The 13,814-nt window shown below is 74.5% G+C and carries 13 protein-coding genes; 7 read left to right on the plus strand and 6 right to left on the minus strand.

Going from position 1 to position 13,814, the window contains the following annotated elements; genetic code table 11:
- The first annotated feature begins 11 nt into the window (after positions 1-11).
- Positions 12-722 (plus strand): TetR/AcrR family transcriptional regulator, encoded by a 711-nt coding sequence (locus ACFQ8E_RS13670; RefSeq protein WP_430551104.1) that lies wholly within the window; start codon positions 12-14, stop codon positions 720-722.
- 72 nt (positions 723-794) lie between these two features.
- Here the strand turns inward: ACFQ8E_RS13670 and ACFQ8E_RS13675 are convergent, their stop codons facing one another.
- Positions 795-1,664 carry an alpha/beta fold hydrolase gene (locus tag ACFQ8E_RS13675; RefSeq protein ID WP_430551105.1) on the minus strand — a complete coding sequence of 290 codons (870 nt, stop codon included), beginning with the start codon at positions 1,662-1,664 and terminating at the stop codon, positions 795-797.
- 82 nt (positions 1,665-1,746) lie between these two features.
- Here ACFQ8E_RS13675 and ACFQ8E_RS13680 point away from each other — a divergent pair, with 82 nt between their 5' ends.
- Complete coding sequence (locus tag ACFQ8E_RS13680; protein WP_430551106.1) at positions 1,747-2,436, plus strand: TetR/AcrR family transcriptional regulator; 690 nt, start codon at positions 1,747-1,749, stop codon at positions 2,434-2,436.
- Positions 2,437-2,453: 17 nt separating this feature from the next.
- On the opposite strand, the gene ACFQ8E_RS13685 is transcribed toward ACFQ8E_RS13680, so the two are convergent.
- Genes ACFQ8E_RS13685 through ACFQ8E_RS13705 form a run of 5 tightly spaced genes read right to left on the minus strand, consistent with a single transcriptional unit; the run spans position 2,454 to position 6,878 of the window.
- The gene (locus ACFQ8E_RS13685; RefSeq protein ID WP_430551107.1) at positions 2,454-2,921 is read right to left on the minus strand and encodes a DUF1801 domain-containing protein; all 468 of its coding nucleotides are present in this window, start codon (positions 2,919-2,921) and stop codon (positions 2,454-2,456) included.
- A gap of 59 nt (positions 2,922-2,980) precedes the next feature.
- On the minus strand, positions 2,981-3,928 hold the full coding sequence (locus ACFQ8E_RS13690) for an aminoglycoside phosphotransferase family protein (protein ID WP_430551108.1): 948 nt from the start codon (positions 3,926-3,928) through the stop codon (positions 2,981-2,983).
- A gap of 30 nt (positions 3,929-3,958) precedes the next feature.
- Positions 3,959-4,660 (minus strand): DUF4241 domain-containing protein, encoded by a 702-nt coding sequence (locus ACFQ8E_RS13695; protein ID WP_430551109.1) that lies wholly within the window; start codon positions 4,658-4,660, stop codon positions 3,959-3,961.
- A 36-nt stretch (positions 4,661-4,696) separates the two neighbouring features.
- Positions 4,697-5,422, minus strand: coding sequence for an NUDIX hydrolase (locus tag ACFQ8E_RS13700; protein WP_430551110.1), 726 nt, complete (start codon positions 5,420-5,422; stop codon positions 4,697-4,699).
- A gap of 7 nt (positions 5,423-5,429) precedes the next feature.
- On the minus strand, positions 5,430-6,878 hold the full coding sequence (locus ACFQ8E_RS13705; protein WP_430551111.1) for a GuaB1 family IMP dehydrogenase-related protein: 1,449 nt from the start codon (positions 6,876-6,878) through the stop codon (positions 5,430-5,432).
- Positions 6,879-7,094: 216 nt separating this feature from the next.
- Between ACFQ8E_RS13705 and dxs the strand changes: the two genes are divergently transcribed.
- The 5 genes from dxs to ACFQ8E_RS13730 all read left to right on the plus strand — a co-directional run bounded on the left by dxs (position 7,095) and on the right by ACFQ8E_RS13730 (position 13,806).
- On the plus strand, positions 7,095-8,981 hold the full coding sequence (gene dxs, locus ACFQ8E_RS13710; protein WP_430551112.1) for a 1-deoxy-D-xylulose-5-phosphate synthase: 1,887 nt from the start codon (positions 7,095-7,097) through the stop codon (positions 8,979-8,981).
- 61 nt (positions 8,982-9,042) lie between these two features.
- A complete protein-coding gene (locus ACFQ8E_RS13715) occupies positions 9,043-9,732 on the plus strand; it encodes an HAD family hydrolase (protein WP_430551113.1) in 690 nt (229 codons plus the stop codon).
- A gap of 96 nt (positions 9,733-9,828) precedes the next feature.
- Complete coding sequence (gene pflB / locus ACFQ8E_RS13720; RefSeq protein WP_430551114.1) at positions 9,829-12,084, plus strand: formate C-acetyltransferase; 2,256 nt, start codon at positions 9,829-9,831, stop codon at positions 12,082-12,084.
- Positions 12,085-12,086: 2 nt separating this feature from the next.
- Positions 12,087-12,947 (plus strand): pyruvate formate-lyase-activating protein, encoded by an 861-nt coding sequence (gene pflA / locus ACFQ8E_RS13725; RefSeq protein WP_430551115.1) that lies wholly within the window; start codon positions 12,087-12,089, stop codon positions 12,945-12,947.
- Between the two features lie 103 nt (positions 12,948-13,050).
- Positions 13,051-13,806 (plus strand): PIG-L deacetylase family protein, encoded by a 756-nt coding sequence (locus ACFQ8E_RS13730; protein ID WP_430551116.1) that lies wholly within the window; start codon positions 13,051-13,053, stop codon positions 13,804-13,806.
- Positions 13,807-13,814 lie beyond the last annotated feature (8 nt).

The following is a 13,814-nucleotide window of genomic DNA, read 5'->3' on the forward strand; positions in this document are numbered from 1 at the left end:
ACCGTGGGCCGATGGCGAGGCCACGGCAGTTCGACGAGGACGCGGTGCTGTGCTCAGTCCGTGACCAGTTCTGGGACGCGGGCTACGCGGCGACGTCGCTCCAGGACCTCATGCGTGTCAGCGGCCTGGGCAAGGGCAGCCTCTACGCCGCCTTCGGGGACAAGCACCAGCTCTTCCTCCGGGTGCTGCGCCGGTACGTGGCAGCGCTCGACCATGCGGTGCGTGGGGCGGTCGACTCCGCTCCGCGCGCGGTGGACGCGCTGCGCTCGTTCGTGCTGATGCCGGTGGGCGATCCCACCGGCAGGGCTGCCCGGCGCGGGTGTCTGCTCGCCAACAGCACCACCGAGCTGGCTTCCGCCGATCCTGTCGTCGCCGCTGAGGCGCGGCGAGCCTACGAGGGGATCACGGCGGCGCTGACCGAGGGGGTGCGACGGGCTCAGGTGGAAGGTGACCTGAGCGCCTCGGTCGACCCCGTCGGCGTCGCCCGGGCGCTGCTGGCCGCGCAGCAGGGCCTGACGTTCATGGGCCGCGCCGGGATGGATGTCGAGACGCTGGCGGCCACCGCCGATTCGCTGGCGACCCAGCTCCTGCCCGCCGCGGTCGACCCTCGGGACGGCATGGACCCGCCCCGTGGACCGGGGGAACCCGTCGCTCCGGCGTCGGGTGTTGCGCGCCCAGCCGCCACCCCGCCGGGAGGTGCATCGCCGCCGGCGGCGTCGTGACCAGATCCACCACCATTGCTGCGCCGGTGCGGTCAGCTCCCGGGTCCGTCGCGGCCCGCGCGGCCCGTCCGTTCACCGTCTCACGGTCAGGGGCAGCGGTGCCGTGACGTGCGCGACGACGGCCGCCACGACGGCGGGGTCGTCGAGCACCCGGGTGTGGCCGAGGCCGCGGGTGGTGAGGAGGCTGCTGCCCGGCACCGCAGCGTGCAGGAGCGGCGCGCCCGCGGGCAGCGACATGCGGTCGTCGTCGTCCTGGACGAACAGCGTCGCGACGTGCTCCGGGACGGGGTGCGCGACGAGGTCGATCCGGGAACGGACGTCGCGCACGTCGCCGGGAAAGGTGCGCTCGACGTGGTCGCAGAGGCGCTCGTGCAGCCCGGCGGGCATCCCCACCAGGCGCAGGAAGGACTCCGCGATGGCGTCGAAGCCGGTCATCGCCGCGACCGAGACGAAGCGGTCGACGGGCAGGCCGTTGGCCAGGGCGAGACCGGCGGCGAGGCCGCCGAGGGAGTGTCCGACCACGGCGGCGAACGGCCCCTCGGCGTCGTGCACGGCGCGGATCGCCGCCATGTGCTCGAGGGCGGACATGCGCCGGCCGGTGGACTCGCCGTGGGCGACGCCGTCGAACGACACGACGCCCAGGCCGGCCGCCTGGAGGGGCGTGACGAGGCCCGCGAGCCGCGAGGCCCGGCTCTTCCAGCCGTGGACGAGCAGCACGGCGGGCGCCCGGCGGTCGCCCCACCGGTACGTGACGACCTGCTCGCCGCCGACGTCGACGGCTCGGCGCTCGGCGCGTTCGTGCACGGCGCGGTCGGCCGGCCGGACGTCGGCGGGCGGCCCGACGTACCAGAACGCCCGGGCGGCGACCCGGACCGCCAGCGGGGGAGCGACGGCGGCCAGGGTGCGCAGGCCGGCGCTGACGGGGGCGGGGACGTAGGGCACGGCGACCTCCAGGTGAGGGGCAGGAGATATCTGTACGAACGTTCGCACATTAACATCGAACGAACGGTCGTACACTCATCTCGTGACCACCGAGACGCCGACCACCTCGACAGGCACCCCGACCCGCGACTCCGGTGACGCCTCCGCAGACGGCCGTCGGGTGCGGGGCGACCGGTCGCGCCGCGCCGTCCTCGACCTCGCCGTCCAGGACGCGTCCGTCCGCGGCCTCGAGGCGCTCACGCTCGGCTCGCTGGCCGCCCGGCTGCCGGTCAACAAGAGCGGGATCGCGGGCCTGTTCGGGGGCAAGGAGGGGCTGCAGCTCGCCGCCGTGGAGCACGCCCGGACCATGTTCGTCGAGGCTGTCGTCGAGCCCGCGCGCGAGGCCGCGCCGGGTCTCGCCCGGTTGTGGGCGCTCGTGCGGCAGTGGTCGGACTACTCCCGCCGCCGGGTCTTCGCCGGCGGGTGCTTCTTCCGCACGGTGGAGGTCGAGTTCGACACGCAGGAGGGGGCGGTGCGCGACGCGGTCGTCACGGCCCACCGCGACTGGACGTCCTATCTGCGCCGGCACGCCGAGCTCGCGGTGGGCGCCGGGGAGCTCGCCGCCGACACCGACGTCGACCAGCTCGCCTTCGAGATCACCGCGATGCTGAACGCCGCCAACGACGGTTCGCTGCTGCTCGGCGACGACGCCGTCTACGACCGTGCGCTCGCCGCCGTGCGGGGCTCGCTCGAGGCCCGTGGCGCCGACCCGGCGGCCCTCGACGCCGGCTGACGGCTACCCGTGGAGGGTCAGCGGGGTGCCGACGTCGGGTCGCCGCCCTCGCGCGCCCGCAGCCCGTACGTCCCCGCCGTGAGCGCGGCGTACGACGCGGCGACGATCTCCGCCAGGACGCCGAGGTCCACCTGCGCGAGGTCCTTGAGGTAGAGGCATCCCACCCCCGTCGTGTGGGTGCCGAGGCGGGCGAGCGCGTCGGCGTGCGTCTCCACGCCGTCGGAGAGGTAGACGACGCTCGCCGCCGCCCGCGGGGAGAACCCGGCGGCGGCCGCGTGACCCGTGCGGCCGCTCGCGTACGCGTACCGGTACTCGCCGAAGCCCACGATCGACGTGCCGAACATCCGCGGCGGCTGCCCGGTGGCCCGCTCCATCAGGGCGAGCAGGGTCTCGGCGTCCCGCCGCCGCGCGGGGCGAGCCACGGCGGCGACGAACGCGCGCGGGTCGGCGTCGGTCCAGGTGGTCCTCTGGGTGTCTGCGGCCATGCTCCCGAGTCTGCCCCACGTCCGCCCGGGTCCGACCCGATCGTGCCGCGTCCGGGCCCTCAGGCCGCCTCGTCGAGCAGCGCCGCGAGCCCGTGCCGGCCGATCGGGAGCAGCCGGGGGTGCAGCTCCGGATGGGCGAGCATGTTCGTCGCGTACAGCAGCGACCAGCCCGCGGCCCGGGCCCACGTCGCGTCGTCCCACCCCCGCCCCTCGTTCGCGTGCGCCTGCACCACGGGGCGGAACGCGGCGCGGCCCTCGGCGTCGAAGCACAGCCACAGGCAGCCGAGGTCCGAGGCGGGATCGCCGGACGTCACGTCGCCCCAGTCGACGACGGCGGCGAGCCGGTCCCCTCGCCCGTCCTCGCCCGGCCCGACGACGAGGTTCGCGGGGTGGGGGTCGCCGTGGAGCCACACCGCGGGCCCGGCGTGCTCGGGGGCGCCGAGCGCGTGGTCCCAGAGACGACGGGCGGCGGTGCGGCCGCCGGCGGGGACGGCCGCGAGGCGATCGTCGAGGGCCCGCGGGTCCTGCGCCTCGGCACGTGCCGCCAGCGGGACGCCGCGCACCGGGTTGGCCGGCGCGTCGTCCGGGGCGGGCGCGTGGACCGCCGCGAGGAGGCGGCCGAACGTCCCGGCCCAGGCGGTGCGGTCGGCCACCGGCGTCGCTTCCGCGCTCACCCCGTCCGCCCACGGCACCACGTTCCAGGACCACGGGTAGCCGAGCGCCGCGCTCGGTCGCCCGACCCGCACCGGCACGGGCACGACGACGTCGGGCACCGCGGCGCGCAGCCGGTCGGCCAGCGTGGGCAGCGCCCGCTGCTCGTGCTCGACGAGGGGCGCGGCGAGGGTGCGCCGTGGCAGGCGCACCGCCAGGTCGTCGCCGAGGCGGACCATGACGTTGTCCCACCCGTGCGCGACGATCTCCAGCGGGCGACCGGCCAGGTCCGGGTGCTGCTCGGCGAGCAGCGCGCGGGTCAGGGGGACGTCGACGTCGATCTCGGCGGCAGGCATCGGACCATCATCGCGGACGCGCGCCCGAGGTCAGTCGCCCGGGGCGGCGTCGTCGCCCTCCGCCTCCCACCACGGCGCGGCCTCGACGACCTGGAGGTCGATGTGCACCCCGGTGAGCGCGCCGCCCGCGTCGTGGGTCGTGACCACCGGGTAGAAGCCGTCTCCCCACCCCGAGTGGGAGAGCACGACGTTCTCGCCGTCGGCGGTGTGGGGGAGCGGCGCGTTCGCGGCCCCGACGACGAGGTGGTCGGCGGAGTCCTGCAGCGCGAACCAGGAGTCCGCGCCGCCGTGGTCGACGACCTCCTCGTACCAGTCGTCGACCGCCGCCGTCGCGACCCGGACGGCCCGCGCGTCGGCGAAGCCCACCGCGCCGGCGTCGACGCCCACCCCGAACCACAGGGGCTCGCCCGCCTCGTCCGTCGTGCTGCGCCCCTCGGGCACGAAGGGCCTGACCTCGGCGGCGGGTGCGTCGGCCAGGACGACCGAGAGATAGGCCTCGCGCAGGTGGCTGCCGTCCTGCTCCTGCGAGACGTCGGCGACCGTGACGCGCACGGGGTAGGTGCCGGCAGGCACGGGGACCTCCAGGCCCTCGCCCAGGGTCACGTACGGGTCGGAGGCCTCGAGCCTGCCGGACGGGACGCGCACCGCCCCGAGGTCGTGGACGACGAGGTCGTAGGGCGTGCCCTCGGGGCGGCCCGTGCGCAGGGCGAGGAAGGGGGAGCCGGGTTCCATGGCGCGGACGCTAGCGGCCCCCGCCGACACCGCAGGTCAGAGCTCGCGCTCGCGGCCGCGGTCCCACGGCTCGGTCCACCCCAGGCGGTCGAACGCGGCGTCGAGGATGCCCGCGGTGAAGCCCCACACCAGGTGCGGCACGCCCGCGCCGTCGAGCACCTCGAACCCCGGCCCGCGCCAGGTGCGGCCGGCGCGCCGCAGCACGGTCGTCACGCGGTGGTCGGGGTCCAGGAGGTCGGCCACCGGGGCGCGGAACACGTGCGCGGACTCCCCGACGTCCACCACGCGCACGGGGGTGGGCCGCGACCACCAGCCGAGCACCGGCGTGACGAGGTGGTTGCTCACCGGCATCGGCAGCTGCGCCAGGGTGCCGAGCACCTCGACGCCGCCCGCGTCGAGCCCCGTCTCCTCGACGGCCTCGCGCAGGGCCGCGTCGACCGGCGTCTCGCCGTCCTCGGCCCGGCCGCCGGGGAACGCGACCTGCCCGGCGTGCGAGCGCAGGGTCGCCGCCCGCTCCAGGAGCAGGACGTCGAGGTCGTGGGCGACGGCGAGGGCCTGCGCGTCGTGGTCGGCGGCCAGGTCGTCCAGCACCCCGAAGAGCACGAGGACGGCTGCGGGGCGGGCGGAGGCGGCGTCGAGGTCGCCCCGCGCGAGACCCCAGTCGGAGAGGAACCGGCGGTCCGTCGCCAGCGCCGCGAGCTGCGCGCGGGCGGCGTGCCCGCCCGCGCCGGGGTCCGTCGCGGCGGTCGTGCCCGTGCTCACGGTCGGCTCACCAGCTCGTGGCGACCGGCATGCCCTCGGCGTAGCCGGCGGCGGACTGGACGCCCACCAGCGCGCGCTCGTGGAACTCCCCGAGCGTGCGCGCGCCGGCGTAGGTGCAGCTGGAGCGCAGGCCGGAGGTGATCTCGTCCAGCAGGTCCTCGACGCCCGGGCGCAGCGGGTCGAGGTACATCTTCCCGGTCGAGATGCCCTCCTCGTACAGCGCCTTGCGCGCCCGGCCGAACGCCGAGCCCGCTCCGGCGGTGCGGGCGGCGACCGCGCGGGCCGACGCCATGCCGAACGAGTCCTTGTACAGGCGGCCGGTGCCGTCGTCGTGCAGGTCGCCGGGCGACTCGTACGTGCCGGCGAACCAGGAGCCGACCATGACCTGCGACGCGCCGGCCGCCAGGGCCAGGGCGACGTCGCGCGGGTGCCGCACCCCGCCGTCGGCCCACACGTGCTTGCCGAGCTCGCGCGCGGCGGCGGCGCACTCCAGCACGGCGGAGAACTGGGGGCGGCCGACGGCGGTCTGCATGCGCGTGGTGCACATGGCGCCCGGGCCCACGCCCACCTTGAGGATGTCGGCGCCCGCGGCGACGAGGTCGCGCACGCCCTCGGCCGTGACGACGTTGCCCGCGACGACCGGCACCTGCGGGTCGACGGAGCGCACGGCCTCCAGGGCCTGGAGCATCTTGGACTGGTGCCCGTGCGCGGTGTCGACGACGAGCACGTCGACGCCGGCGTCGAGCAGCTCGCGCGTCTTGGCGGCGACGTCGCCGTTGATGCCCACGGCCGCGCCGACCCGCAGGCGGCCCGCGGCGTCGAGGGCGGGCCGGTACACCGACGAGCGCACGGCGCCCTTGCGCGTCAGGACGCCCGCGAGGGCGCCGTCGCGCACCACGGGCGCGAGGTGGATCTTGGCGGCGTGCATCCGCTCGAACGTGGCCTCGAGGCCGTCGGCCTCCAGCTGGACGGCGTCGAGCGCGACGACGTCGTCCGACATCACCTGGTGCACCTGCGCGAACCGGTCCACGGCCGCGCAGTCGCCCTCGGTGACGACGCCGACGGGCTTGCCGTCCTGGACCACGACGGCGGCGCCGTGCGCGCGCTTGCCCAGCAGGGTGAGCACCGTGGAGACGGTGTCCGAGGGCGCGACGACGACGGGCGTCTCGATGACCGGGTCCTTGGACTTCACGTCGGCCACCACGTCGGCGACGACGTCCACCGGGATGTCCTGCGGGAGGATCGCGATGCCGCCGCGGCGGGCGACGGTCTCCGACATCCGGCGGCCCGCGACGGCCGTCATGTTCGCCACGACCACGGGGATCGTGGTGCCGGTGCCGTCGTCGGTCGCGAGGTCGACGTCGAAGCGGCTGGTCACGTCCGAGCGGGACGGGACCATGAAGACGTCGCCGTAGGTGAGGTCGGTGGTGGGCTGCTGCCCGTCGAGAAAGCGCACAGGTGTCCCCTGGGAGATGTGTCGGGAGAGGACGAGCTTCCTGGGTCGTCCCTCTGCCGAACGCTCGCCGGCGGTCACGTGTTCCCGTCGGCCAGGGACGAAACTACCCTCTACCCCTCTACCGCGCCCGCACGTGGCGGTGCGCGGTCCGTGGGACGTCCCGGACCACCGGGCGGGACCGCCTAGAGTGGTGTGGCTATGAACGGGGAGGAACGCATGAGCCTGCTGAGCAGCATCGGCTCGCCCGAGGACGTCCGCCGGCTCTCGCCGGAGCAGACGACGCAGCTCGCGGCGGAGATCCGGGCCTTCCTGGTCGACCAGGTGTCGCGGACGGGTGGGCACCTGGGGCCGAACCTGGGCGTCGTCGAGCTGACGATCGCCCTGCACCGCGTCTTCGCGTCGCCGCGGGACACCCTCGTCTTCGACACGGGGCACCAGGCGTACGTGCACAAGCTCCTCACGGGCCGGCAGGACTTCTCCGCGCTGCGCAAGGCGGGCGGCATGTCCGGCTACCCCTCGCGCGCCGAGTCCGAGCACGACGTCGTCGAGAACTCGCACGCGTCCACGGCGCTGTCGTGGGCGGACGGTGTCGCCAAGGCGAACGCCGTGCAGGGTCACCCCGAGCGGCACGTCGCCGCGGTCATCGGCGACGGCGCGCTCACCGGCGGCATGGCCTGGGAGGCGCTGAACAACATCGCGGCCTCGCAGGACCGCCGCCTCGTGATCGTCGTCAACGACAACGGACGCTCGTACTCGCCGACCATCGGCGGCGTCGCGAACCACCTCGACACCCTCCGCACCACCCGCGGGTACGAGGCCTTCCTGTCGTGGGGCAAGCGCACCCTGCACCGCACGGGCGCGCCCGGGCGCTTCGCCTACGACTGGCTGCACGGGCTGAAGAAGGGCCTCAAGGACGTCGTCGCGCCGCAGGGGATGTTCGAGGACCTCGGGCTGAAGTACGTCGGTCCGGTCGACGGGCACGACGTCGTGGCCATGGAGCACGCGCTGCGCCGGGCCAAGGCGTACGGCGGCCCCGTGATCGTGCACGCCATCACCGAGAAGGGCCGGGGCTACACGCCGGCCGAGCAGGACGTCGCCGACCGGTTCCACGCCGTCGGGCAGATCCACCCCGAGACCGGCCTGCCCGTCGCGCCGTCGCGGTTCGGCTGGACCAAGGTCTTCGCGGACGAGATCGTGAAGATCGGGCGCGACCGGCCGGACGTCGTCGGGATCACCGCGGCGATGCTGCACCCCGTGGGGCTGGCGCCGTTCGCGCAGGAGTTCCCGGACCGCACCTTCGACGTCGGGATCGCCGAGCAGCACGCCGTGACCTCGGCGGCGGGCATGGCGTTCGCCGGCCTCCACCCCGTGGTCGCCGTCTACGCCACCTTCCTCAACCGCGCCTTCGACCAGGTCCTCATGGACGCGGCGCTGCACAAGGCGGGCGTGACGTTCGTGCTGGACCGGGCCGGCATCACGGGCGACGACGGCGCGAGCCACAACGGCATGTGGGACATGGCGATGCTGCGCATCGTCCCCGGGCTGCGGCTCGCGGCGCCCCGCGACGAACCCACGCTGCGGGCGGCCCTGCGCGCCGCCGTGGACGTGGACGACGCCGCGACGGTCGTGCGGTACCCCAAGGGCGCCCTCTCCGACCCCGTCCCGGCCCTCGAGTCGCTCGACGGCGTCGACGTGGTCGCCCGTCACACGGCGGCCCCGGGCGCGGACGGGCGCAAGGTCCTCGTCGTCGGCGTCGGCTCCATGGTGGGCACGGCGCTCGCGGCGGGGGAGTCCCTCGCCGCGCACGGCCTCGCGGTGGACGTGGTGGCTCCCACCTGGGTGCTCCCGGTGCCCGAGGCGCTCGTGAAGCTCGCCGGCGAGCACGACCTCGTGCTGACGATCGAGGACGGCGTCGTCGACGGCGGCGTCGGCGCGACGACCGCACAGCGGGCGGGGGAGCAGGGCGTGCGGACCCCGTTCGTGCACGTCGGCCTCCCGGTGGCCTTCCTCGACCACGCCAGCCGCGACCAGATCATCGGCCAGCAGCGGATGCGGGCCGAGGACGCCGTGCGCGACGCCCTCGCCGTGCTCGCCCGGGACTGACGGCCGGCCGCCGCGGCGAGACGACCCGGTGCGGCCGCGCCCCGGCAGCTAGCCTCCCGTCATGATCTGGCTGCTCGACCTCGACAACACCCTGGTGGGCCGCGCGGAGGCGTTCGAGGCGTGGGCCTCGGGCGAGGTCGACCGGGCCGCGCTCGGCCCCGCGGACCTCGCCGCGATCCTCGCGGCCGACGAGGGCGGGCACGGCTCCAAGGAGGCGCTCGCGCGGGTGCTGATCGCGCGACTCGGCTGGGACGACGACGTCCCCGCCGCGATCCGGCGGTTCCGCGCCGGCATCCTCGACGGCGTCCGGGTCTACGACGGCGTCCTCGTCACCCTCGACGTGCTGCGTCGCGCCGGGCACCGGGTGGCCGTCGTGACCAACGGGACGTCGGCGCAGCAGCGCGGCAAGATCGCGCGCTGCGGGCTGGAGGCCCACGTGGACGCGATCGTCGTCTCGGAGGAGGAGGGCGTCGCGAAGCCCGACCCCCGGCTGCTCGAGGTGGCGCTCGAGCGGCTCGGTGCCGCGGACGCCGACCGGCGGCAGGTCTGGATGGTGGGCGACGCCGCGCACGCCGACGTCGCCGCCGGCCGCGCGGCCGGCACCCGCACGGCGTGGGTGTCGCACGGCCGGTCGTGGGACGGCCCGGGCCGGCCCGACGTCGTCGCGCCGACGACGCGCGAGGCGATCGCGCTGGCCGCCGACATGTCCGCGGCCCTGTCCGCGTCCCCGCCCGGCGCCGTCCTGGGCTGACGCCGACGGGTGTCTGCGACGTCACAGCCGTTCGGCATCGCTTGTGAAGGCATTCACGAATAGGCTGTGGTCATACCTCAGAAGGAGGGGGCTCCTATGACCACCGACGCGGCACCCACGACGACCACCGCCTGGACGGGTTTCACCCCGGGACCCTGGTGCGACGGCATCGACGTGCGCGACTTCATCCAGCGCAACTACACCCCGTACACCGGTGACGACGGGTTCCTCGCGGGACCGACGGCGCGCACCACCGCGGTGTGGGACAAGCTGTCGGCGATGTTCCCCGCCGAGCGCGAGAAGGGTGTCTACGACGTCGACCCGCACACCCCGGCGGCCATCACCGCGCACGGCCCGGGCTACATCGACCGCGACGCCGAGCTGATCGTCGGCCTGCAGACCGACGCCCCGCTCAAGCGGGCGATCATGCCGAACGGCGGCTGGCGCATGGTCGAGGGCGCGCTGAAGACGTACGGCTACCCCGTCGACGAGAACCTGCGGAAGGTCTTCACGGAGTACCGCAAGACGCACAACCAGGGCGTCTTCGACATCTACCCGCCGAACGTCCGCGCCGCCCGCAGCTCGCACATCATCACCGGCCTGCCGGACGCCTACGGCCGCGGCCGGATCATCGGCGACTACCGCCGGGTGGCCCTGTACGGCGTCGACCAGCTGATCGCCGCGAAGAAGGTCGACAAGCTCGGCCTCGACGTCCAGCCGTTCAGCGAGTCCGTGGTGCGCGAGCGCGAGGAGCACGCCGAGCAGATCCGCGCGCTCGGCGAGCTCAAGGAGATGGCCGCGTCCTACGGGTACGACATCTCCGGTCCGGCGACGACGGCGCGCGAGGCCGTGCAGTGGCTCTACTTCGGCTACCTCGCCGCGGTGAAGGAGCAGAACGGCGCCGCGATGTCCCTCGGGCGCACGTCGACGTTCCTCGACGTCTACATCGAGCGTGACCTGGCCGCCGGGCGGCTCACCGAGCCCGAGGCGCAGGAGATCGTCGACGACTTCGTCATCAAGCTGCGGATTGTGCGCTTCCTGCGCACCCCCGAGTACGACGCGCTGTTCTCCGGCGACCCGACCTGGGTCACCGAGACCATCGGCGGCATGGGCGAGGACGGTCGCCCGCTCGTCACCAAGAACTCGTTCCGCTTCCTGCAGACCCTGTACAACCTGGGCCCGGCGCCCGAGCCGAACATGACGGTCTTCTGGAGCCCGCGGCTGCCCGAGGGGTTCAAGGAGTTCTGCGCCAAGGTGTCGATCGACACCTCCGCGGTGCAGTACGAGTCCGACGAGCAGATCCGCCCCGCCTGGGGCGACGACGCCGCCATCGCGTGCTGCGTCTCGCCGATGGCCGTGGGCAAGCAGATGCAGTTCTTCGGCGCGCGGGTGAACCTGGCCAAGGCGCTGCTGTACGCGATCAACGGCGGCAAGGACGAGGTCACCGGCAAGCAGGTCTCCCCGGCGTTCCCCGCCGTGGCGCCGGGCCTGCCGCTCGACTACGACGACGTGCGCGCCCGTTTCGACCGCACCATGGACTGGCTCGCCGAGACGTACGTCGAGGCCCTGAACTGCATCCACTGGTCGCACGACAAGTACGCGTACGAGCGGCTCGAGATGGCCCTGCACGACCGGGACGTGCTGCGCACCATGGCCTGCGGCATCGCGGGCCTGTCGGTCGCTGCGGACTCCCTGTCGGCGATCCGGTACGCCCGCGTGGTCCCGGTGGCCGACGAGAACGGCATCATCGTGGACTACGACATCGACGGCGACTACCCGGCCTACGGCAACGACGACGACCGCGTCGACGCCATCGCCGTCGAGCTGGTCGAGTCGTTCATGGCCAAGATCCGCAGCCACCGGATGTACCGCGACGCCGTGCCCACCCAGTCGGTGCTGACGATCACGTCCAACGTGGTCTACGGCAAGGCGACGGGGAACACCCCGGACGGCCGCCGCGCGGGCGAACCCTTCTCGCCGGGCGCCAACCCGATGAACGGCCGCGACACCCACGGCATGCTCGCGTCCGCGCTGTCGGTCGCGAAGCTGCCCTACGACCAGGCGCAGGACGGGATCTCGCTGACCAACACCGTCGTGCCGTCCGGCCTCGGCCGCACCCGCGAGGAGCAGGTGGCGAACCTCGCCGGCCTGCTCGACGCCTCGGTGGGCGCCGACGGCTACCACATGAACGTCAACGTCCTCGTGCGCGAGACGCTCGAGGACGCGATGGAGCACCCGGAGAAGTACCCGCAGCTCACGATCCGCGTCTCCGGCTACGCGGTGAACTTCGTGCGGCTGACCCGCGAGCAGCAGCTCGACGTGCTGTCGCGGACCTTCCACGGGGGGCTCTGACCATGACTGCCGGCCCGGCGTTGCTGGACGCCCCCTCCCGGCGCCGGGCCGGCGCCGGCCTGCGGGGGATCGAGACGACCGAGGTGGACCGGTCCGACCGCCTGGCGCTGATGCGCTCGGGCGAGCTCGGCTCGGTGCACTCCTGGGAGCTCGTGACCGCCGTGGACGGCCCCGGCACGCGGCTCACCGTGTTCCTCAGCGGCTGCCCGCTGCGGTGCCTGTACTGCCACAACCCCGACACCCTGGCGATGAAGGACGGCGAGCCCGTTCTCGCCGAGGACCTGCTGGCGCGCGTGGCCCGGTACCGCGGCATCTTCACCGCGACCGGCGGCGGCCTCACGCTCTCGGGCGGCGAGGTGCTCATGCAGCCGGCGTTCGCCGCGCGCGTCCTGCACGGTGCGAAGGAGCTCGGGGTGCACACGACCCTCGACACCTCCGGCTTCCTCGGGGCGAACGCGACCGACGCGATGCTCGACGACACCGACCTGGTGCTCCTCGACATCAAGGCGGGCGACGAGGCGACCTACCGCCGCGTCACCGGGCGCTCCCTGGCGCCCACGCTCCGGTTCGGGCGTCGGCTCGCCGAGCGCGGCGTGAGGGTCTGGGTGCGGTTCGTCCTCGTGCCCGGGCTCACCGACGACCCGGAGAACGTCGCCGCGGTCGCGCGGCACGCCGCGGACATCGAGGCCGTGCGGCCCGGCACGGTCGAGCGCGTCGAGGTGCTGCCGTTCCACCAGATGGCCCGCGACAAGTGGGCGGAGCTCGGGCGCACCTACGAGCTCGACGACACGCAGCCGCCGACGCCCGAGGCGACCGAGGCCGTGCGCGAGGTCTTCCGCGCCCACGGGCTCACCACCTACTGAGTCGGCGGCTGAGTCGGCGGCTGAGTCGGCGGGTAGGTCGGCGGACGTCGGCTCGCGACGGACGACGCGCGCGACCGCGCGCCGTCGTCGCTAGCGTGACGGTATGACGACGACGCCGGACGACGCCCCGCTGCGGCCCCTCGACGAGAGCTGGACGACGGCGCTCGCGGTGGTGGCGCACCCCGACGACATGGAGTTCGGCGCCGCGGCGGCGGTCGCCCGCTGGACCGGGCAGGGCAAGCGCGTCGCCTACACCATGGTGACCAGCGGCGAGGCCGGGATCGACGGCATGCGCCCGGACGAGGCGCGCCGCGTGCGCGAGGGCGAGCAGGTCGCCTCCGCGCGGGCCGTGGGCGTCGAGGACGTCGAGTTCCTCGGGTTCGCCGACGGGGTGATCGAGTACGGCCTGCCGCTGCGCCGGGCGATCGCGGGTGCGGTGCGCCGGCACCGTCCCGAGGTCGTCATCACGGGGAACTACCGTGAGACCTTCCCCGGCGGGATGCTCAACCAGGCCGACCACATCGCGACCGGGCGCGCCGTCGTCGACGCGGTGCGCGACGCAGGCAACCGCTGGGTCTTCACCGACCAGCTCGAGGCCGAGGGCCTCGAGCCGTGGGGCGGCGTGCGGCAGGTGTGGGTGGCCGGGTCGCCCGCCGCGGAGCACGCGGTGGACGTCACCGCGACGTTCGACGCGGGTGTCGCGTCGCTGCGGGCCCACGCCGCCTACCTCGACGGCCTCGGGTGGGACCACTTCGACCCGGCCGAGTTCCTCGCCCGGATGACGTCGGTCACGGGGCCGCGCCTCGGCGTGCAGCACGCGACCCCGTTCGAGGTGCTCCGCATGGGCTGGGACGACTGACGCGAGAC

The organism is Isoptericola sp. NPDC056573, assembly GCF_042793335.1.
GTDB lineage: Bacteria > Actinomycetota > Actinomycetes > Actinomycetales > Cellulomonadaceae > Isoptericola.

What these genes read in the sequence shown, in the direction of transcription:
- ACFQ8E_RS13670 (WP_430551104.1), top strand. Translation starts at nt 12, where the DNA reads ATGGCGAGGCCACGGCAGTTCGACGAGGACGCGGTGCTGTGCTCAGTC.
- ACFQ8E_RS13685 (WP_430551107.1), bottom strand. Translation starts at nt 2,921, where the DNA reads ATGGCCGCAGACACCCAGAGGACCACCTGGACCGACGCCGACCCGCGC.
- ACFQ8E_RS13690 (WP_430551108.1), bottom strand. Translation starts at nt 3,928, where the DNA reads ATGCCTGCCGCCGAGATCGACGTCGACGTCCCCCTGACCCGCGCGCTG.
- ACFQ8E_RS13695 (WP_430551109.1), bottom strand. Translation starts at nt 4,660, where the DNA reads ATGGAACCCGGCTCCCCCTTCCTCGCCCTGCGCACGGGCCGCCCCGAG.
- dxs (WP_430551112.1), top strand. Translation starts at nt 7,095, where the DNA reads ATGAGCCTGCTGAGCAGCATCGGCTCGCCCGAGGACGTCCGCCGGCTC.
- ACFQ8E_RS13715 (WP_430551113.1), top strand. Translation starts at nt 9,043, where the DNA reads ATGATCTGGCTGCTCGACCTCGACAACACCCTGGTGGGCCGCGCGGAG.
- pflB (WP_430551114.1), top strand. Translation starts at nt 9,829, where the DNA reads ATGACCACCGACGCGGCACCCACGACGACCACCGCCTGGACGGGTTTC.
- pflA (WP_430551115.1), top strand. Translation starts at nt 12,087, where the DNA reads ATGACTGCCGGCCCGGCGTTGCTGGACGCCCCCTCCCGGCGCCGGGCC.
- ACFQ8E_RS13730 (WP_430551116.1), top strand. Translation starts at nt 13,051, where the DNA reads ATGACGACGACGCCGGACGACGCCCCGCTGCGGCCCCTCGACGAGAGC.